This window comes from Rubellimicrobium aerolatum, from assembly GCF_017872975.1.
In the GTDB taxonomy this organism is placed as follows: Bacteria; Pseudomonadota; Alphaproteobacteria; order Rhodobacterales; family Rhodobacteraceae; genus Rubellimicrobium; species Rubellimicrobium aerolatum.
The window spans coordinates 1-19,080 of sequence record NZ_JAGGJP010000020.1; the positions used below are offsets into that span (position 1 = coordinate 1).

Consider the following 19,080-nt stretch of genomic DNA (forward strand, 5'->3'; position numbering starts at 1 on the left):
CCGCGACGGCACGATCAAGGCCGTCCACGTCCAGCCCGGCGCCCAGATCGACGCCAAGGACCTGCTCGTGGAAATGGAGTGAGCGCCTCTCCCACGGAACCTCGCGGCCCCGCAGCGTCTTCTAGCGACAATTGCGCCGCCCTCCCGATAGGGCGGCCTCGTCGTCCCTCGCCATAAGGCCCGACCATGATCGAACTGCTTTCCGACCCGGCCGTCTGGGCCTCGTTTCTCACCCTCGCGGTCCTTGAAATCGTGCTGGGCGTGGACAACGTCATCTTCCTGTCCATCATCTCCGCGCGCCTGCCCGAGCATCAGCGGGCGCGGGCGCGCTTCATCGGACTGATGCTCGCTCTCGTGATGCGTGTCCTCCTGCTCCTGTCGATCGCCTGGATCATCGGCCTGACCGAGCCCTTCGTGACTATCGCCGGCTTCGGGCTGAGCTGGCGCGACATCATCCTGATCGTCGGAGGCTTCTTCCTGATCTACAAGGGCGCGACCGAGATCTTCCAGGACGTCGAGGGCGACGGCGGCCACCACGGGTCCGCAGCGGTCGCATACGCCTCCTTCACCGCGGTCATCGCCCAGATCGTCGTGCTCGACCTCGTGTTCTCGCTGGACAGCGTCATCACCGCCGTGGGCATCGCCGACCACGTCCCGGTCATGGTGGCGGCAATCGTGCTGGCGATCATCGTGATGATGGTCGCCGCGAATCCCATCGCCAGCTTCATCGAGCACCACCCCTCGACCAAGATGCTGGCCCTGGCCTTCCTGGTGATGGTCGGGATGGCGCTTGTGGCCGACGGATTCCACTATCATTTCGAGCGTGGCTTCATCTACGCCGCCATGGTTTTCGCCGGCGCTGTGGAGGCGCTCAACCTCTGGAAGCAGCGGCGGCAAAGGCGACTGGCGGCGGCCGAGCGGGGTCAGCCGGCCGCCTGATGACCCCGGGGAAGAGGCGTGCTTTCCCCCTTGCGGCCCTTCGCGGCCATGAGTAGACAGCCCCTCACGGAGCGCGGGCGTAGCTCAGGGGTAGAGCATTACCTTGCCAAGGTAAGGGTCGAGAGTTCGAATCTCTTCGCCCGCTCCAATCATCCGGCAGACAGGGCGGCTTCGGCCGCCCTTGTCGTTTTCACGATCCCGACGAGGCACGGACGCATCCGGTTGCCCCTTGCACCTCTCCGCCTTCTTCGGTAGAGAGCCGCCCACGGAGCGCGGGCGTAGCTCAGGGGTAGAGCATTACCTTGCCAAGGTAAGGGTCGAGAGTTCGAATCTCTTCGCCCGCTCCAATCATCCGGCGTGACAGGGGCGGCCTTCAGCCGCCCTTTTCGCATTCAGGCCGCCGCCCGGGCATTCACGAAGACCGCGTAAAGCGAGGTCGTGGCCGCCAGGAACAGGCGGTTGCCGCGCGGCCCGCCGAAGCAGAGGTTCGCCACCCGTTCGGGCACCAGGATCTTGCCGAGTAGAGTGCCGTCCGGCGCGAAGACCTGCACCCCATCCCCGGCCGAGCACCAGACGTTTCCCCGCGCGTCCACGCGCAACCCGTCGGGCGGCCCTGGCTCGACCTGGGCGAAGACGCGCCCGGGCCCCAGCCGACGGCCCTCAATGTCGAACACCTTCAGGACCGACGGCACCGAATCGTCGTGGCTTGACCCGCTTTCCGCCACATAGAGCCGGCTCTCGTCGGGCGAGAAGGCAAGGCCGTTGGGCTGGACGAAGCCGGTTGCCATCCGCTCGGGCTCCCCCCCGCCGGGCGGGATGCGGTAGACGGCGTTCTCCTCCTGCTCGGGCACCGACTCGTAGCCCTCGTAATCGGACAGGATGCCGTAGGTCGGGTCGCTGAACCAAACCGCGCCGTCGAGCGCCACGATCACGTCGTTGGGCGAGTTCAGCCACTTGCCCCCGAAGCTCTCGGCCAGCGTCGTTGTCGTGCCGTCGTGCTCGGTGCGGACCACCGAGCGCGTCCCGTGCGAGCAGCTCACCAGCCGGCCCTCGCGGTCGCGCGAATGGCCGTTGGCATAGCCGGCCGGGGCGCGAAAGACCGTCAGGCCCGTCCCTTCCGTCCAGCGCATGATCCGGTCGTTGGGGATGTCGCTCAGATAGAGCGCCTGATGGGCCGGGAACCACACCGGCCCCTCGGCCCAGCGCAGGCCGGTCCCGAGGTGATCAAGACGCGCCGAGGGCTGGATCAGGGCGCGGAAGCGGGGATCGTGGATCTCATAGATGGACATGGTCCCTCCGTCGTGACGGAGGAACCCTAGCACCGGCGGGCCGGCTTACGAGAGCGAGCCCGCGCCCTGGTGCGCCTTCTGCGTCAGCTTGGTCGCGATCTCGTAGAACTCCTCGGGCGCGTAGTCGGGCGTGAAGGCCGAGGGCTGGCCCACGAGGTCGTGGATGCGCCCGCCGTCCGGCATCCCCTCGACCACCATCAGCTCGCCCGGCGGATCGTCGGGCAGCGCCATCTCGCCCTCCCAGATGCCCCGGATCGAGCCGTAGTCCGACGGCGAGAAGGTGTAGAGCCGCCGGTGCGACCCCTCGGCCAGATACTTCTGGCACTCGGGGATGCGGTCGAGCGGGATGTTCGGTGTGGGAAGCATCTGCTCGATGGCCACGCCCGTCAGCTTCTTGAGCGCCAGCGCGTAGGCGTGCGCGTGGACGCTGCCCCGCACCAGCAGGTAGCCGCAGACCTCGCGCCCCGTCGGGTCCGAGAGCGTTTCGTAGACCCGCAGCTTGTGCAGCCGCGCCCCGCATTCGAGGTGGAAGTTGTGCAGGAGGTCGAAGACCACGTTGCCCGTGGTCGTCACCATGTCCACGTTCCAGCTCATGCTGTTGGAGTTCACGGGCACCGCGCCGCCGCCGTGGCTGAAGAAGCTCGCGGCGGACCGGATCTCCTGCATGGCCTCGAAGGGCGACATGGAGATGTCGCCGCCCGTGCCTGAATCGTCCGCCGCCGAGTCCGGGCCGTTGTTGAGCATCGCCACGCCGTTGGAGACCAGCTCCACGTGCCCCAGCTCCTCGGCGGTGATCGCGGCCACCAGCTCGTAGAAGGGCTTCAGCTTGGACTTGGAGCGGAAGTTGAAGCTCTGGAACATGTAGTTGCCCAGGGTGGACATCTCGCCGTACTTGCCGCCCAGGAGTTCCTGAAGCGCGGCGCCGGCGTTGGGGTCCTGTTTCTTCGGTGCGGGAAGCTCGGCCTGGAGTCGATCGACACGCAGGAACATCGGGGAGGCCCTCCTTGCTGATGGCGAGGAGGCAACTAGTCGGGCCGGGCCGGACGGCCAGAGGCCCGCGACGAAGCAGCGACAAACCGCTCCGATGCGCACGAAGGGCCGGAACGGTTCCGGGGGCGCGGCGTTCGTCAGGCTGAACGTCCACCGGATGGAGAGACCCATGCCCGCCGCGAACCTCGAAAAGCTGTTCCACGACGGCCTTCGCGACATCTACTACGCCGAGCGCAAGGCGCTGGCCGCGCTCAAGAAGCAGGCGCGCGCCGTGTCGAGCCCCGAGTTCAAGCAGGCGCTGGAGCAGCACCGCGACGAGACCGAGGGCCAGATCGAGCGCCTCCAGCAGGTCTTCGAGACCATCGGCAAACGCCCGCAGGGCAAGACCTGCGCCGCCATCGACGGGCTGTCCGAAGAGGGCGATGAGATCATGGACGAATACAAGGGCTCGCCCGCGCTCGACGCCGGCCTCCTGGGCGCGGCGCAGGCCATCGAGCATTACGAGATCTGCCGGTATGGCACGCTGGCGTCCTGGGCCAAGCAGATGGGCAACGCCGAGGCCGAGCGTCTTCTGCGGGAAACGCTGGCCGAGGAGGAGAAGACCGACAAGCTGCTGACCGAGTTGGCGGAGAGCGTCATCAACGCCGCCGCCGATCAGGCCGAGGCCGCCTGACGGCCTTTCGGCTTCGGACGCGGCATCGTAGGCTCCGGGCGCGCCCTGCCCGGAGCCTTTCCCATGGACCGCCTCGCCTGCGACCGGATGTTCCTCGCCGTGGTCGAGGCGGGGAGCTTCGCCGGCGCGGCGCAGCGGCTCGGCACCGGCTCCGGGCAAGCCAGCAAGCTGGTGGCGCGGCTGGAGGCGGAGTTGGGCGTGCGGCTCCTGCACCGCACCACCCGCGCGCTCCAGCTCACCGAGGCGGGTCAGACCTACCATGACCGGCTCCGGGTGCTGGTCGAGGACCTCGACGCGCTCGACGCCGAGGTGCGGAGCCAAGGCACGGTGCCGCGCGGGCGGGTGCGGATGACCGCACCCATGGCCTTCGGCACCCTGCGCGTCGCGCCGATCCTGGCCGAGGTGGCGCGGGCGTACCCGGAGATCGCGCTGGAGGTGCAGTTCACCGACCGGCTGGTGCGGCTGGTGGACGAGGGCTTCGACCTCGCCGTGCGGGTGGGGCGCGCCGAGGATTCGACGCTGGTCGCGCGCCGGCTCGGGGAGGCGCGCATATTGGCCGTGGCCTCGCCCGCTTACCTCGCGGCGCGGGGACGGCCCGAGGCGCCGCGCGACCTTGCGGGCCACGACTGCGTCATCGACCTCAACCGCCGCGACCCGCACCGCTGGACCTTCGCCGGCGGCGTGGCGGTGGCGGTGCGCGGGCGGCTCACCTTCTCGGATCCCACGGCCTGCCTGCTGGCTGCCGAGGCGGGGCTCGGCGTCGCGGCCATGCCGGACTTCGTGGCCACCGAGTCGCTGCGGGCGGGCCGGGTCCTGCGGCTTCTGGAGGCGCACGAGGACGCCCCGCTTCCGATTCATGCGCTGATGCCTTCGGGCCGGCACATGGCCGCCAAGGTGCGCGTCGTGGTCGAGGCGCTGGCCCAGGGGTTGCGCGAGGGTTGAGGTCACTCCTTCCTCCGGGGATGCAATGTTCTTCCGGCAGCCCGGATTATCGTCGGTCCGGATGAGTCGTAGATCGGTCGCGTCGGCCCCGAGGGGGCCATCACAGGGATGACCGCCATGACCTTCGCCACCGCTTCCGCCTCCCGCGCCCAAGCCTCGCAGGCCGATCTTGCGGCCTTCCTCCTGCGCGTCGCCATGGGCGTGCTCTTCGTGCTGCACGCCTGGATGAAGATCGCCGTCTTCACGCCGTCCGGGACGGCGGCCTACTTCGCCTCCATCGGGCTGCCGGGCGTCCTGGCCTACCTGACCATCGCCGCCGAGCTGCTGGGCGGGCTCGCCCTGATCGCCGGCGTCGCCACGCGCTGGGTCGCGCTGGCTCTGGTGCCGGTCATGGTCGGCGCGGGCTGGTTCGGACACGCCTCGGCCGGGTTCTTCTTCTCGAACGCGGGCGGCGGCTGGGAATATCCGGCCTTCTGGACCGTGGCGCTGGTCGTCCAGGCGCTGCTGGGCGATGGCGCCTATGCCGTCGGCAACCGCGCGGCCCGCTGAGGGCCGCCCATTCACCGGAGTGATGCCATGTCCACTGCATCCGCCCCCCTGGAGATCGGCCGCGTCGCGCTGGTCGTGAACGACCTCGCGGCCGTCCGGGACTTCTACCAACGGGTCATCGGCCTTGGCCACCTGGGTGACGGCGAGGGCGTGGCATTGCTCGGCGCGGGGGACCGCGTGCTGCTGGAGCTGCGCGAGGACCGGGCGGCCCGCCGCGCGTCGCGGCGCGAGGCGGGGCTGTTCCACACGGCGTTCCTGCTGCCCGACCGCGCGGGGCTGGGGCGCTGGCTGCGGCACGTGGCCGAAGCCCAGGTCGCCGTGCAGGGGGCGTCGGACCACCTCGTGAGCGAGGCGGTCTATCTGGCCGACCCGGAGGGGAACGGCATCGAGGTCTATGCCGACCGGCCGCGCGAAGATTGGCCGCGCGAGGGCGGGCGCATCCGCATGGACACGCTGCCCATGGACGTGCCCGGCGTGGCTGCGGCGGCCGACGGCCCCTGGACCGGGGCGCCGGAGGGGACCGTGGTCGGGCACGTGCATCTGCAGGTCGGCGACGTGGGCGAGGCCGAGGGCTTCTATCACGGCGTGCTCGGCTTCGACGTGGTGACGCATTACCCCGGCGCGAGCTTCCTCGGTTCGGGGGGCTACCATCACCATCTGGGCGCGAACGTCTGGAACAGCCGGGGCGCGCGCGGACGCGCGTTCCCGGCCACCGGCCTCGCGGCGGTGGAGATCGTCGCGGAGGGGGCCGCGCATGAGGCGCTGGTCGCCCGCGTGGGCGGCGCGGAGGTCGCGGACCCCTGGGGCACGCCGATCCGGCTGAGCCGGAAGGAGGGCTGAATGCTGGTCGAGGGCAAGTGGGTCGCGGACTGGCAGCCGGTCCAGGCCAAGGACGAGAAGGGCGGCTTCGTGCGGCAGGTGTCGTCCTTCCGCAACTGGATCACGCCGGACGGGAATCCGGGGCCGACCGGCACCGGCGGGTTCAGGGCCGAGGCGGGGCGCTATCACCTGCTAGTGGCGCTGATCTGCCCCTGGGCCTCGCGCACCCTGATGGGGCGGGCGCTCAAGGGACTGGAGGGGGCGATCTCCGTCTCGGTCGTGGAGCCGGAGCTGAGCGCGCAGGGCTGGCGCTTCGCCGAGCCCGAGGGGGTGACGGGGGCGAGCTTCCTGCACGAGGTCTACACCGCCGCCGATCCCGTCTTCACGGGGCGCGCGACGGTGCCGGTGCTGTTCGACAAGGCCAGCCGCACGATCGTCTCGAACGAGTCGGCGGACATCCTGCGGATGCTGAACGACGGCTTCGGCGACCTCGCCCAAGGGCCGGACCTCTACCCCGAGGACCTGCGGGGCGACATCGACGAGCTGAACGAGCGCATCTATCGCCGCCTCAACAACGGGGTGTATCGGGCGGGCTTCGCCACCACGCAGGACGCCTACGAGGAGGCGTTCGAGGAGGTGTTCGCCGAGCTTGGGGCGCTGGAGGCGCGGATGGGCGACGGGCGGCGCTTCCTGTTCGGGGAGCGGCTGACCGAGACGGATATCCGGCTCTTCGTGACGCTGGTGCGCTTCGACGCCGCGTATCACGGGCTGTTCAAGTGCAACCTGAAGCGCGTGGCGGACCATCCGGCGCTGGAGGGCTTCCTGCGGCGGGTGCTGGACCTGGCCGGCGTGCGCGGGACGGTGAGCCTGTCGCACATCAAGCGGGGCTACCATTCGATCAAGGCGCTGAACCCGACGGGGATCGTGCCCAAGGGGCCGGCCCTGGAGTGGGGAGCGGGGCTCTGACGCGCCGCCCGCCGAAGGGGGGGAGGCGCGGCGCGGGTCGGGATGGGCGTCGCGGGTGCGGGTCATGCCGGGCCTCCTTGCGGGGGGGTTGGGGGATCGGGGGAGCGGCCCCGGAGGGTCCGGGGCCGCGGGAGGGGGCGCGGTCAGGCGCCCCGGATGCGGGTGGCGGGGCCGAGGACCGTCGCGGGGGCGATGAGCCACAGGAGGTCCGGGGCGGGGAGGCGGCGCGGCGGGAGCTGCGCGAGACCGAGGCCGAGGCCGAGCATCAGTCCCACCCGTACACGGTGGCGGTGGTGCCGGTCGCCCGCACCTTGGCGGGGCGCAGCGGCAGGATCTGGCCGGCCTGCACCGCGTAGGTGAGGCGGGTGCCCTGCGCGTCCTCGATCACGAGGTCGCCGGCCGTCTGGCACCAGAGCGCGCGGGGGCGCGGGTCGATGGGCTGCGCGTCCGAGGGGACGATGGCGAAGTGACGCTCGCCGGGGCTGTCGAGGCCGCGCTGGTGGGTCGAGAAGTGGTCGGGCATGAAAGGTCCTCCTGGTGGTTGCCTGCGAGCAAACTACCGGGGAGGGACGGACGGATTCCTACAGCAACGAACGCTCGGGGGGCGGTTCGCGCAACGGGGGCCTGCGCCGTTTCCGCAACAGCGGGCGAGGCCCCTGCCCGTCCGGGGTCAGGCGTCGGCGGAGAAGGAAAACTCCATCCGGTGTAGATACTTGTCGCCCGGCCGCAGGGTGCTGTCCGGGAAATGCGGGTGATTCGGGGAGCCGGGGAACCGCTGGGTTTCGAGCGTGAAGCCCGCGAATCGCCGGAGAGGCGTGTCGTTCTTGCCACGGATCGAATCGGTCAGGTAGCCGCCCGCGTAGAGCTGGACTCCGGGCTGGTCGGTCCGCAGGAGGAGGCGGCGGCCGGAGGCGGGATCGAGGGCCTCGGCGCAGGCGCGGAGGCCGTCGGCGTCGGTGGGATCGCCCAGGACCCAGTTGTGGTCGTAGCCGTTGCCGTAACCTGCGGTTGATTCCAGACCGGACTTGATCCCCGTGGACGGGGGCGGAGGGGCCGGTTCGGAGGTCTCAGGACCGGACTTGATCCCGGCGGGCTGGGGGTCGTCTCCCGTTCCGGTTGCGCCCAGACCGGACATATGCTGGCCGATGGGCTTGGGGGTCGTGAAGTCGAAGGGGGTGCCGGCGACGGCGCGGACCTCGCCGGTCGCGAGGAGCCCGGAATCGACGGGGGTGGTGAAGGGGGCGGCGAGGCGGAGGTGCTGGCCCAGCACGTCGCCCTGCCCCGCGAGGTTGAAGTAGGAGTGATGGACGATGTTGACGGGCGTCGGCGCGGTGGCGGTCGCCTCCATGGTGATGAGGAGGCGGGCGTCGGGGGTCAGCTCGTAGGTGGTGCGGAGATCGCAGGCGCCGGGATAGCCCATCTCGCCGTCGAGGGAGGTGGCGGTGAAGGTGGCGCGGGTGGCGGTCGCCTCGGCCAGAGTCCAGGTCTTGCGGTCGAAGCCGTCGCGGCCGCCGTGGAGGTGGTTGGGGCCTTCGTTCAGGTCGAGCTGGTGGTCGGTGCCGTCGAGCGTGAAGCGGCCCCGGCGGATGCGGTTGGCGTAGCGGCCGCAGGTCGCGCCGAAGTAGGTGGTCGTCGCGAGGTAGTCGTCGAGGGTGTCGAAGCCGAGCACGATGTCGGCGGTGCGGCCGTCGCGGCCGGGGACGTGGAGTTCCGTCAGGCGCGCGCCGTAGGTGATGAGGCGGGCGCGGAGGCCGCCGTTCGAGAGCGTCACCGCCTGCACGATCTGGTCGCCGATGCGCCCGAACTCCGTGACCGCCATGCCCTGCCCTTTCCGGTTGCCGTGCCGGAGAGTTGGCGGCGGGGCGAGCGGTGTCAACGGCGGCGGAGCCAGCCCATGACGATCGGCGCCCCGAGCAGGACGAGGACGAGGCGCAGGAGGTGGTGGGTGACGACGTAGCCCAGCTCCGCCCCCGAGACGATGGCGAGGACCGTCATCTCGGCCTGCCCGCCGGGGGCGAAGGCGAGGAAGGCCTCGACCGGCGGGGCGAGGCCGAGGAGGAGGACGGCCTCGGCCACTGCGCCGGCGAGGATGGCGAGGATCAGCATGAACAGGGCGGAGAGGGCGATGGTGCGGCGCAGCTCGCGCAGCGTGACGCCGACGTAGTGGGTGCCGATGCCGAGGCCGATGAGGAACTGCGCGAGTTGCAGGGCCTCGCGCGGGGGGCGGTCGTGGATGACGCCGGTGAGGGACAGGGGGAGCGTCAGGAGGAGCGGCCCGAGGATCGCCGCGCCGAACAGGCCGACGCGGCGGGCGGCCTGCCAGCCGAGGAGGGCGGCGGCGGCCATGATGGCGAGCTCGTGCGGCGGGATCGTGGTCGCCGCCGCGCCGAGCGGGCGGTCGAGGCGGACGCCGTAGAGGGTGGAGAGCAGGATCGGCGCGACGGTGACGATCACCGCGACGCGGGTGGCGTGGATGAGGCCGAGGGCGCGGGCGTCGGCCCCGGCCTCCTGCCCGAAGAGCACCATGTCGGAGGCCCCGCCCGGCATGGCGGCGAAGAAGGAGGTCGCCGGGTCGAAGCCGCCGACGCGGCGGAAGAACGGGATGCCGACGAGGCCGATCAGCGCGACGTAGAGGGGGACGAGCGCCAGCGACAGCGACATCGCCGGAAGCTGGGCGAGGATCGCGGGCGTGATGGAGGCGCCGACCGCGACGCCGAGGATGGTGCGCGCGGCCTCGGAGGCGAGGCCGAGGCCCTTGAGCGGGGCTCCGAGGAGCGCCGCCAGCAGGCAGGCCAGCATGGGGCCGAAGAGGAAGGGGAGCGGGAGGTGGAGGGCGAGCGCCGCGCCGAGGCCCGCCAGCGCGACGGCGAGCGTGAGGAGGCGGCGGGCGGCTGGCCCCACGCGGGTCACACCCCGGCGGAGGCGAGCGCCTCCTCGGAGTGGGTGACCGCCGGGGGGGCGGCGAAGTGGGGGGAGACGAGCGCGCGCCAGCGGGCGAAGGACTCGGAGCCGCGGAACGTCTCGGTGTGGTCCTGGAGCGTCGCCCAGTCCACCAGGAGGCGGTAGAGGCCGGGGGATTCGATGACCCGGTGGAGGCGGACGCCGTGGCAGCCGGGGGAGGCGAGGAACAGGGGGATGGCCTCGGCCACGGCGGCTTCGAAGGCGGCCTCATGGCCGGGGGCGATGGCGAGCTCGGCGGTTTCGAGGATCATGGGGGCGTTCCGGTTGGGGGGTCAGACGGCCTGATGCCGGCTGGCGCGGCGGCGCAGGACGTGGGGCAGGACCACCAGCAGCACGGCGATGAGCAGGAGGCCGAGGGCGATGGGGTGGGTCAGGAACACGGTGGCGTCGCCCTGGGAGATGGCCAGCGCCCGGCGGAACTGCTGTTCCGCCAGCGGCCCGAGGATCAGGCCGACGATGGCGGGGGCCACGGGCACGTCGAGGGCGCGCATCCCGAAGCCCACGAGGCCGATGATCCAGAGCATCGCCACGTCCACGAGGTTGTTGTTGAGCGTGTAGGCCCCCATCGTCGCGAAGACGAGGATGCCGCCGTAGAGCCAGGGGCGCGGGATCGCCAGGAGCCGGACCCAGACTCCGGCGAGCGGCAGGTTGAGGACCAGCAGCATGACGTTGCCGATGTAGAGGCTGGCGATCAGGCCCCAGACCAGCTCGGGCTGGCTGTCGAAGAGCGCGGGGCCGGGCTGGATGCCGTATTGCTGGAAGGCGGCGAGGATGATGGCCGCCGTGGCCGAGGTGGGCAGGCCGAGCGCCAGGAGCGGGGCGAGCGTGCCGGCGGCGGAGGCGTTGTTGGCGGCCTCGGGGCCCGCGACGGCCTCGATGGCGCCGTGGCCGAACTCCTCGGGGTTCCGGGCGAGGCGCTTCTCGGTCAGGTAGCTGAGGAAGGTGGGGATCTCGGAGCCCCCCGCCGGCAGGACGCCGATGGGGAAGCCGATCAGCGTGCCGCGCAGCCAGGGCTTCCAGGAGCGGGCCCAGTCCTCGCGGCTCATCCACATGGAGCCCTTGAGGGCCGAGATCTCCTCGGGCTCGTGGCGCAGGCGCGCGGCGGTCCAGAGCGTCTCGCCCACGGCGAAGAGGCCGACGGCGACGATCACCACGTCGATGCCGTCCAGGAGCTCGCGCACGCCGAAGGTGAAGCGCATCTGGCCGGTCTGGAGGTCGATGCCGACAAGGCCGAGGGCGAGGCCGAGCATGAGGGAGAACACCCCGCGCGAGACGGAATGGCCGAGGAGCGCGGTGACGGTGGTGAGCGCCAGGACCATGAGGGCGAAGTATTCGGCGGGGCCGAAGAGCAGCGCGAGCCGGACCATGAGCGGGGCGGCGAAGGTGAGCGCCAGCGTGCCGGCGGTGCCGGCCAGGAAGGAGCCGATGGCGGCGGTGGCGAGGGCCTGCGCGCCGCGCCCCTTGCGGGCCATCTGGTTGCCGTCGATGGCGGTGACGATGGAGGCCGATTCGCCGGGCGTGTTGAGGAGGATGGAGGCGGTGGAGCCGCCATACATCGCGCCGTAGTAGATGCCGGCGAACATGATGAAGGCGGCGGTGGGGTCGGAGCCGTAGGTGACGGGCAGCAGCAGCGCGATGGTCAGCGCCGGGCCGATGCCGGGCAGCACGCCGATGGCGGTGCCGAGCGTGACGCCGAGGAGCGACCACAGCAGGTTGAGCGGCGTCAGCGCGACGGCGAAGCCGTTGAGGAGGGCGGAAAGCGTGTCCATGGCGAGGGGTCCCGAAGGCAGGGCTCAGGCGATCAGGCCCAGGGCCACGAGGAGGGGCTCGATCCAGCGGCCCAGGGGCAGGCTGAGGCCGAGGAGCGTGTCGAAGACGAGGAAGACCAGCGCGGCGAGGACGAGGCCGATCAGGGCGTTCGCGACCCAGGCGCGGCCGCCGAAGCCGCGCGCCACGCCCATGAACAGGAGCGTGGCCGCGACGATCCAGCCCAGCCGTTCGAGCAGGAGCACGAAGAGGAGGAGCGTGCCGGCCACGGTCAGGACGGCCGGCCAGTCGATGGCGGGGATGGGCACGGCCGGGCTGGTGTTGGCCCAGGTGTCGTAGAGGAGGCGCAGCCCCACGCCGAGCAGGCCCAGCGCCACCAGGGCCGGGAAGGCCCCCGGCCCCACCACGCTGCGCGCGGCGATGGCCGGGGCGGTCCAGGTGCCCCAGGCGATCACCCCCGCGAGGGCGCAGGCCACGAGTCCGAGGATCAGCTCCCCGATGCGGAAGGCGGTCATGGCCTGCGGTCCCGGATCAGAGGATGCCGGCGTCCGAGAGCGCGGTGCGGACCCGCTCCTCCTCCTCGGCGAGGAAGGTCGTGAACTCCTCGCCGGCGAGGTAGGTGTCGGTCCAGCCGCGTTCGGCCAAGGCGGCCTTCCAAGGCTCGGAGGCGACCATCGCGTCGATGGCGGCGGCGAGGGCGGCCCGGTCCTCCTCGGACATGGAGGGATGGGCGGCGATGCCGCGCCAGTTGACCACGGCGAGGTCCACGCCGCCTTCCTGGAAGGTCGGGATCTCGATGCCGGGGATGCGCTCGGGCCCGGAGACGCCGAGGGCGCGCAGCTCCCCGGCCTCGATCTGGGGCGCGAACTCCTCGTAGCCGGAGATGCCGACGGTGGTCTGGCCGCCGAGGATGGAGGCCAGCACCTCGCCCCCGCCGGAGTGGACGACGTAGTTGATCTGGGTCGGGTCCACGCCCGCCGCCTTAGCGAAGAGCCCGGCGATCACGTGGTCGATGCCGCCGATGTTGCCCCCCGCCCAGGAGACCGCGCCGGGATCGGCCTTCAGCGCCTCGACGAGGCCGGCGAGGTCCTGGATCGGGGAGTCGGCCGGGACCACGATCACGTCGTTCTCGCCCATCAGGCGGGCGACGGGCACGGTGTCGGCCAGCGTCAGGCCGGACTGGGTGGTGAGCACGCCGCCCACCAGCGCGAAGCCCATCACCAGGGCGGCGGGGCCGCGCGGGCTGGAGGTCACGAACTGGGCGAGGCCGACGGTGCCGCCGCCGCCGGCGACGTTCTCCACCTCGATCCCCGAGGCGAGGCCCTGCTCCTGCATCACGGTCTGGATGACGCGGGCGAGCTGGTCGTAGCCCGAGCCGGCGCTGGCCGGGGCCAGCAGCGACAGCGAGGGCAGCGGCTCGGGCGCGGCGTCCTGAGCGACGGCGGGCGCGAAGGCGGGCGCGGCCAGCAGGGTGGCGGTGGCGAGGACGGCGAAGGCGCGGCGGCTGAGGCGCATGGGGTGGTTCCCTCCCGAGGTGGCGGCGGCCTCGGGCGGGCCGCCTTGATGGTGGCGGGCACAATGCGGCGGCGGTTCGGGCGGGTCAAGCCGGGTCGGTTCAAGGCGCGCGGGCGGGGACGGCGGCCGGCCTCGCCCGCGTCGGATCGCCCGGCGCCCCACGGGGTCGCGGAGGGCGTCGAGGAAGGCCGCGTTCATTCGGCGGCCAGGGCGTGGGGGCTGGGAGGACGCGCGGGGCGGTCGAGGTCGGCGAGGAGGCGGGCGCGGGTCGTGGCGGCGGCCTCCATCGCGGCGGCCTTGACGGGACCGTAGCCGCGAATCTGGTTGGCGAGGTCGAGGAGCTGGAGCGCCGTGGGGGCATTGGCGTCGGTGAGGCGGGCGAGGACGAGGGCCACGTCGGATTCGTAGGTGGCGAGCAGGGCGCGCTCGGCCCGGCGTTCGGCGGTGCGGGCGAAGGGGTCGAAGGGGGTGCCGCGCAGGTGGCGGAGGCGCGCGAGGAGGCGGAGGACGGGGAAGATGCGGGGGCCGAACTCGCGCTTGGGCGGGCGGCCGTCGGGGCGGGAGGACCGGAGGCCGGGGGGGACGAGGTTGAGGGCGATGCGGGCGTCGCCCTCGAAGGCGTCGGCGAGGCCCTGACGGAACGCAGGGGCGGTCAGGAGGCGGGCGACCTCGTATTCGTCCTTGGGGGCGAGGAGGCGGGCGTAGCCGGTGGCCGTGGCGCGGGTGATCCGGTCGCGCATGGCGGGGTCGGAGAGGGTCCGCGTCCCCTGCCCCACCCTGTCCACCAGGGCGGCGTAGCGGGAGGCCAGGCGGCGGTCCTGGTAGGCGGTCAGGTGGGCGCGGCGGTGGGCGACGATCTCCGGGATGGTCATGTCGTCCTGCGCGCGGCCGGGGGGCCGGGGGCGCGGCAGGCGGGCGGTGTCGTGGGCCAGGAGGCGGCCCCAGGCGAAGGCGTCGAGGTTGGCCGGCACGGCGACGCCGTTGAGGCGGATCGCGTCCTCGATGGCGGCGCGGGAGACGGGGACGAGGCCCATCTGCCAGGCATGGCCGAGGAGGAGGATGTTGGCGGCGATCTCGTCCCCCGCGACGGCGAGGCCGGCGGCGGTGAAGTCGTGGAGGTGCGCGGCGCGCAGGTGGCTGCGGAGGAGCGATTCGGTGTCGCGTTGGCGGAAGTCGAGGTCGCGGTCGAGGACGAAGCCGGCGACGGGGACGAGGTGGGTGTTGACCACGCCCACGGTGCGGGCGGGGTCGCAGAGGAGCGCGGCCTCCTTGGACACCGCGACGACGGTGTCGGCGGCCAGCAGCAGGTCGGCGGCGCCGGTGACGATGCGCGGCTCGGTCAGCGGGCGGTCGCCGGGGCCGAGGCGGATGTGGCTGAGGACCGCCCCGCCCTTCTGCGCGAGGCCCGCCATGTCGAGCACCATGGGCGAGAGGCCGTCGAGATGGGCGGCCATGCCGAGCACCGCGCCGATGGTGAGGACGCCGGTGCCGCCCACCCCGGCGACGGCGATGTTCCAGGGGCGGTCCAAGGGCGCGCGCGGGGGATCGGGGAGGTCGGAGGCGTCGGGCGGCGCGGCGGGGGCGAGGCGGCGGGGGCGGCCGCCGCGCACGGTGACGAAGGAGGGGCAGAAGCCCTTGAGGCAGGAAACGTCCTTGTTGCAGGAGCTTTGGTTGATGCGGCGCTTGCGGCCCATCTCGGTCTCCAGCGGCTCGATGGCGACGCAGTTGGACTGGGCGGAGCAGTCGCCGCAGCCCTCGCAGACCTCGGGGGAGATCCAGAGGCGGAGGTCGGGGTCGGGGAGCGTGCCACGCTTCCTCCGCCGGCGCTTCTCGGCGGCGCAGGTCTGGACGTAGATCAGGGCGGTGACGCCGGGGAGGTCGCGCAGCTCGCGCATCGTGGCTTCGAGGGCGTCGCGGGGGCGGAGGATCGTGCCGGGCGCGAGGGTGGCGGGGTCGAAGGATTCGGGGGTCTCGGCGAGGAGGCGGATCGTGGCCACCCCCTCGGCGTGGAGCAGGTGGGTCAGCCGCTCGGGCGTCAGCGGGCCGTCGAGGGGCTGGCCGCCGGTCATGGCGACGGCGTCGTTCCAGAGGATCTTGTAGGTGATGCGGGTGCCCGCCGCGACGGCCTGGCGGATGGCGAGGTGGCCGGAATGGTGGAAGGTGCCGTCGCCGAGGTTGGCGAAGCGGTGGGGTTCGTCGGTGTAGCGGGAGAGCGCGGTCCAGGGGACGCCCTCGCCGCCCATGTGGGTGATGGTCTCCGTGCTGCGGTCCATCCACTGCGCCATGTAGTGGCAGCCGATCCCCGCCATGGCGGTGGAGCCCTCCACGACGCGCGTGGAGGCGTTGTGCGGGCAGCCGGCGCAGTACCACGGCTGGCGGAGCACGGGGGGCTGGTGCTCGGTCATGGCACGTTCGAGGCGCTCCAGGCGCTCGGCGCGCTCGGCGATGCGGGCGCGCAGGTCGTCGGGGAGGCCGTTGGCGAGGAGGCGGTCGGCGATGGCGCGGGCGACCTGGGCCACCGTCAGGCCCGCCGAGAGGTGCAGGAAGGGGCGGTCCCTGTGGTCGAACTTGCCGACGATGCGGGGGCGCACGTCGGCCCGCCAGTTGAAGAGCTGCTGCTTGATCTGGTGCTCGATGATCTCGCGGCGCTCCTCGACCACGAGGACTTCATCGAGGCCCATGGAGAAGGCGCGGACGCCCTCGGGCTCCAGGGGCCAGGGCATCCGCACCTTGCAGATGCGGACGCCGATGCGGTGCAGCTCGGGGGCGCCGAGGCCCAGCTCGCGCAGGGCCTGGTCCACGTCCTCGTAGGCCTTGCCGGAGGCGATGAGGCCGAAGCGGGCGTGGGGGGTGTCGAAGGTCACCTCGTCCACCCGGTTCGCGCGGGCGAAGGCGCGGGCGGCGTAGCCCTTCCATTCCTGCAGACGCTCGTCCTGCACGAGCGGCGGGTCGGGCCAGCGGATGTTGAGGCCGCCGGGGGGAAGCTCGAAGTCGGGAAGGACGAACCGGCGGGATTCGGGGGCAAGGTCCACGGTGGCGGTGGTCTCGACCGTCTCGGAGATGACCTTGAAGCCGACCCAGCAGCCGGAGAAGCGCGACATGGCGATGCCGAGGAGGCCGAGGGGGAGGAACTCGTGGATGGAGGAGGGGTAGAGCACCGGCATGAGCGCCGAGATGAAGGCGTGGTCGGACTGGTGGGGGATGGAGGAGGATTTCGCCGTGTGGTCGTCCCCGGCGATGGCGAGGACGCCGCCATGGGCCGAGGTGCCGGCGGCGTTGGCGTGCTTGAGCACGTCGCCCGAGCGGTCCACGCCGGGGCCCTTGCCATACCAGATCCCGAGGACCCCATCCCTGGTGGCGCGGCGGGAGAGCGGCACCTGCTGGCTGCCCCAGACGGCGGTGGCGGCGAGATCCTCGTTCAGGCCGGGCTGGAACGTGATGTCGAGCGGGTCGAGGAAGCGGCGGGCGGCGAGGAGCTGCTGGTCGAGGCCGCCCAAGGGCGAGCCGCGATAGCCGGAGATGAAGGTGGCGGTGTCGAGGCCCGCCGCGCGGTCGCGGCGCATCTGCGTCATGGGGAGGCGGACGAGGGCCTGGGTGCCGCTCAGGAAGACCCGTCCGTCCGTGGCCGCGAACTTGTCGTCGAGCGAGACATGAGCGGTCATGGCCATCCCGGCGGCGATGCGCCCCGGGGCCGGCGACGTGTCCGTGCCATCGGTCCGGTTCCTCCCGCCCGGAGGTTCGCGCCGCCGGGTCCGTGACGGATGGAACGCCCGGACCCCGCCCGGGTTCCCCCGGCCGGAACGGAACGGGCCGGCCCCCGGGGGAGGCCGGCCCGCGCCCGACGCCCGGGGCGTCGGCCTAGAAGATCAGGATGTCGGAGCTGGACAGGTCCACGTCGGTCGAGAACGACGCCACCAGGGTCAGCCCGCCGGCGGCGCTGCCGTTCGCGTCATACCAGAGCAGGTCGTCGTCGCGGTCGAAGACGAAGCGCGTGGCGGCGTTCTGGGCGAGGTTGTCGTCGCGCGACTCGAAGAAGGCGGACGGCAGGTCGCCTTCGCCGACCGAGGCCAGCGCGTCGAACCCACCGGAGCCGATGCGGAGCGTGTCCGATTCGCCGCCGCTGTTGCGGAAGTCGGTGATGATGTCGCCGGCATCGGCCACGCGGTAGAAGATGAAGATGTCGTTGCCGTCCCCGCCCGTCAGGGTGTCGAGCCCGGTGCCGCCGCTCAGCCCGTCGCGGGCCGCCCCGCCGCTGAGGAGATCGTTCCCCTCGCCGCCGAACATCCGGTCGCGACCCTCGCCGCCGGAGAGGACATCGTTCCCTTCCTGGCCGTTGAGCCGGTCGAGGCCGTCGTTGCCCGTGAGGCGGTCGTCGCCCCCGTTGCCGTCGAGGCGGTCGTTGCCGTCGCCGCCGGCGATCTCGTTGTTGCCGCCGTTGCCCGAGATGCGGTTGGCCGCGCCGTTGCCGGTGGCGTTCACGTTGCCGCCGTCGGTCAGCTCGGCGTTCTCGATGCCCGAGGCCAGGGTGATGCTGACGCTGGAGCGGACGATATCGGTGCCGTTCGAGCCCGACTCGCTCACCACGTCGGCCGTGGAGTCGACGATGTAGGTGTCGTCGCCATCGCCGCCGGTCATGCGGTCGGCGCCCGCGCCGCCCGAGAGCAGGTCGTCGCCCTCGCCCCCCGACAGGCTGTCGTCGCCGTTGCCGCCGAAGAGCTGGTCGCGGCCGCTGCCGCCCAGGAGCGTGTCGTCGCCGTCGAGGCCGGTCAGCGTGTTGGCGGCGCCGTTGCCCGCGATGGTGTTGGCGAGATCGTTGCCGGTGCCGTCGATGGCGCTGGAGCCGGTGAGTTCCAGCCTCTCGAACTGCGCGCCGAGGGTGAAGCTGAAGCCGGCCTGCACGAGGTCGCTGCCGCCGCCCGAGCTTTCCGCGAGGATGTCCCCGGCGGTGACGACGTAGGTGTCGCTGCCGGCGCCGCCCAGCAGCGTGTCGATGCCGCCGCCGCCGTTGAGGGTGTCGCGGCCGCTGCCGCCGCGCAGGACGTCGTTGCCGCGCGCGCCGGAGAGGTTGTCGTTGCCGCGCCCGCCCGAGAGCTCGTTGGCGGCGTTGTTGCCGCGCAGGGTGTTGGCCAGCCCGTTTCCGGTCCCGGAGAGGGCGCGGGTGCCGGTCAGGGTCAGGTTCTCCAGGTTCGCGCCGAGCGCGAGGCTGACGGACGAGAGGATGGTGTCGGTGCCGCCCGAGGACAGCTCGGTGACGCGGTCGCGGGTGGAGTTCACCACGTAGGTGTCGCTGTCCCGGCCGCCCGCCATGCGGTCCCGGCCCGAGCCGCCGTCGAGGCGGTCGCGGCCGGTGCCGCCGGACAGGGAGTCGTTGCCGGCGCCGCCGAGCAGCCGGTCGCTGCCCGAGTCGCCGGACAGGCGGTCGGCGCCGGCCCGGCCGTTGATGGTGTCGTTGCCGCCGCCGCCGCTGAGGGTGTCGCGGCCGGAGGTCCCGTTCAGCACGTCGCGGCGCGAGGAGCCCCTGGCGACCGCCAAGCCCACCACGGCGGACGGAATGTCGGAAAGGCTGGTGGAACTTGTCGTCATGATCTCTCCCGGGAGCGGATAGGACTGGATGGGGCCATCCGCCCGCAGTCATTCCCCGCCTTGGCGCGCAAGGCAAGGGGTCACGAT

Annotated in this window: 18 protein-coding genes and 2 tRNA genes; 8 read left to right on the forward strand and 12 right to left on the reverse strand. The window is 72.2% G+C overall.

Translation table 11 applies throughout. The features are described from left to right. The first annotated feature begins 186 nt into the window (after positions 1–186). From J2Z33_RS15845 to J2Z33_RS15855, 3 genes are all read left to right on the forward strand, one after another. Complete coding sequence (locus J2Z33_RS15845; RefSeq protein WP_209842860.1) at positions 187–939, forward strand: TerC family protein; 753 nt, start codon at positions 187–189, stop codon at positions 937–939. Positions 940–1,012: 73 nt separating this feature from the next. After that, positions 1,013–1,087: transfer RNA gene (locus J2Z33_RS15850), tRNA-Gly, on the forward strand. Positions 1,088–1,211: 124 nt separating this feature from the next. Further along, a tRNA-Gly gene (locus J2Z33_RS15855) sits at positions 1,212–1,286 on the forward strand. Positions 1,287–1,331: 45 nt separating this feature from the next. Here J2Z33_RS15855 and J2Z33_RS15860 read toward each other — a convergent pair. Then, positions 1,332–2,228, reverse strand: a complete 897-nt coding sequence (locus J2Z33_RS15860; protein WP_209842861.1) for an SMP-30/gluconolactonase/LRE family protein — start codon at positions 2,226–2,228, stop codon at positions 1,332–1,334. 45 nt (positions 2,229–2,273) lie between these two features. Continuing rightward, positions 2,274–3,218 carry a manganese catalase family protein gene (locus J2Z33_RS15865; protein WP_209842863.1) on the reverse strand — a complete coding sequence of 315 codons (945 nt, stop codon included), beginning with the start codon at positions 3,216–3,218 and terminating at the stop codon, positions 2,274–2,276. Between the two features lie 169 nt (positions 3,219–3,387). Between J2Z33_RS15865 and J2Z33_RS15870 the strand changes: the two genes are divergently transcribed. The 5 genes from J2Z33_RS15870 (at position 3,388) to J2Z33_RS15890 (ending at position 7,167) form a co-directional block, all read left to right on the forward strand. Further along, positions 3,388–3,891 carry a YciE/YciF ferroxidase family protein gene (locus tag J2Z33_RS15870; RefSeq protein ID WP_209842865.1) on the forward strand — a complete coding sequence of 168 codons (504 nt, stop codon included), beginning with the start codon at positions 3,388–3,390 and terminating at the stop codon, positions 3,889–3,891. Between the two features lie 63 nt (positions 3,892–3,954). After that, on the forward strand, positions 3,955–4,833 hold the full coding sequence (locus J2Z33_RS15875; RefSeq protein ID WP_209842866.1) for a LysR family transcriptional regulator: 879 nt from the start codon (positions 3,955–3,957) through the stop codon (positions 4,831–4,833). A 117-nt stretch (positions 4,834–4,950) separates the two neighbouring features. After that, positions 4,951–5,382, forward strand: coding sequence for a DoxX family protein (locus J2Z33_RS15880; protein WP_209842868.1), 432 nt, complete (start codon positions 4,951–4,953; stop codon positions 5,380–5,382). A 27-nt stretch (positions 5,383–5,409) separates the two neighbouring features. Beyond that, a complete protein-coding gene (locus J2Z33_RS15885) occupies positions 5,410–6,222 on the forward strand; it encodes a VOC family protein (RefSeq protein WP_209842870.1) in 813 nt (270 codons plus the stop codon). After that, on the forward strand, positions 6,223–7,167 hold the full coding sequence (locus J2Z33_RS15890; RefSeq protein ID WP_209842872.1) for a glutathione S-transferase family protein: 945 nt from the start codon (positions 6,223–6,225) through the stop codon (positions 7,165–7,167). It abuts the gene before it with no gap. A gap of 143 nt (positions 7,168–7,310) precedes the next feature. Here J2Z33_RS15890 and J2Z33_RS18775 read toward each other — a convergent pair whose 3' ends face one another. From J2Z33_RS18775 to J2Z33_RS15935, 10 genes are all read right to left on the reverse strand, one after another. Continuing rightward, positions 7,311–7,433 carry a hypothetical protein gene (locus J2Z33_RS18775; RefSeq protein ID WP_280922930.1) on the reverse strand — a complete coding sequence of 41 codons (123 nt, stop codon included), beginning with the start codon at positions 7,431–7,433 and terminating at the stop codon, positions 7,311–7,313. Then, positions 7,433–7,690, reverse strand: a complete 258-nt coding sequence (locus J2Z33_RS15895) for a spike base protein, RCAP_Rcc01079 family (protein ID WP_209842874.1) — start codon at positions 7,688–7,690, stop codon at positions 7,433–7,435. The genes J2Z33_RS18775 and J2Z33_RS15895 overlap by 1 nt, the downstream gene beginning before the upstream one ends. 147 nt (positions 7,691–7,837) lie before the next feature. Then, positions 7,838–8,986 (reverse strand): aldose epimerase family protein, encoded by a 1,149-nt coding sequence (locus J2Z33_RS15900; protein ID WP_209842876.1) that lies wholly within the window; start codon positions 8,984–8,986, stop codon positions 7,838–7,840. Positions 8,987–9,039: 53 nt separating this feature from the next. Continuing rightward, on the reverse strand, positions 9,040–10,068 hold the full coding sequence (locus J2Z33_RS15905; RefSeq protein ID WP_342454214.1) for an AbrB family transcriptional regulator: 1,029 nt from the start codon (positions 10,066–10,068) through the stop codon (positions 9,040–9,042). A 5-nt stretch (positions 10,069–10,073) separates the two neighbouring features. Continuing rightward, positions 10,074–10,379: an antibiotic biosynthesis monooxygenase family protein gene (locus tag J2Z33_RS15910; protein ID WP_209842878.1), complete on the reverse strand. Its 306-nt coding sequence runs from the start codon at positions 10,377–10,379 to the stop codon at positions 10,074–10,076. 21 nt (positions 10,380–10,400) lie between these two features. After that, a complete protein-coding gene (locus tag J2Z33_RS15915) occupies positions 10,401–11,897 on the reverse strand; it encodes a tripartite tricarboxylate transporter permease (RefSeq protein WP_209842880.1) in 1,497 nt (498 codons plus the stop codon). Positions 11,898–11,921: 24 nt separating this feature from the next. Beyond that, a complete protein-coding gene (locus J2Z33_RS15920) occupies positions 11,922–12,410 on the reverse strand; it encodes a tripartite tricarboxylate transporter TctB family protein (RefSeq protein WP_209842882.1) in 489 nt (162 codons plus the stop codon). Positions 12,411–12,426: 16 nt separating this feature from the next. Then, positions 12,427–13,410, reverse strand: coding sequence for a Bug family tripartite tricarboxylate transporter substrate binding protein (locus J2Z33_RS15925; RefSeq protein ID WP_209842884.1), 984 nt, complete (start codon positions 13,408–13,410; stop codon positions 12,427–12,429). Between the two features lie 194 nt (positions 13,411–13,604). After that, on the reverse strand, positions 13,605–17,072 hold the full coding sequence (locus J2Z33_RS15930) for an indolepyruvate ferredoxin oxidoreductase family protein (RefSeq protein WP_209842886.1): 3,468 nt from the start codon (positions 17,070–17,072) through the stop codon (positions 13,605–13,607). A gap of 196 nt (positions 17,073–17,268) precedes the next feature. Continuing rightward, positions 17,269–18,993: a calcium-binding protein gene (locus tag J2Z33_RS15935; protein WP_209842888.1), complete on the reverse strand. Its 1,725-nt coding sequence runs from the start codon at positions 18,991–18,993 to the stop codon at positions 17,269–17,271. Positions 18,994–19,080 lie beyond the last annotated feature (87 nt).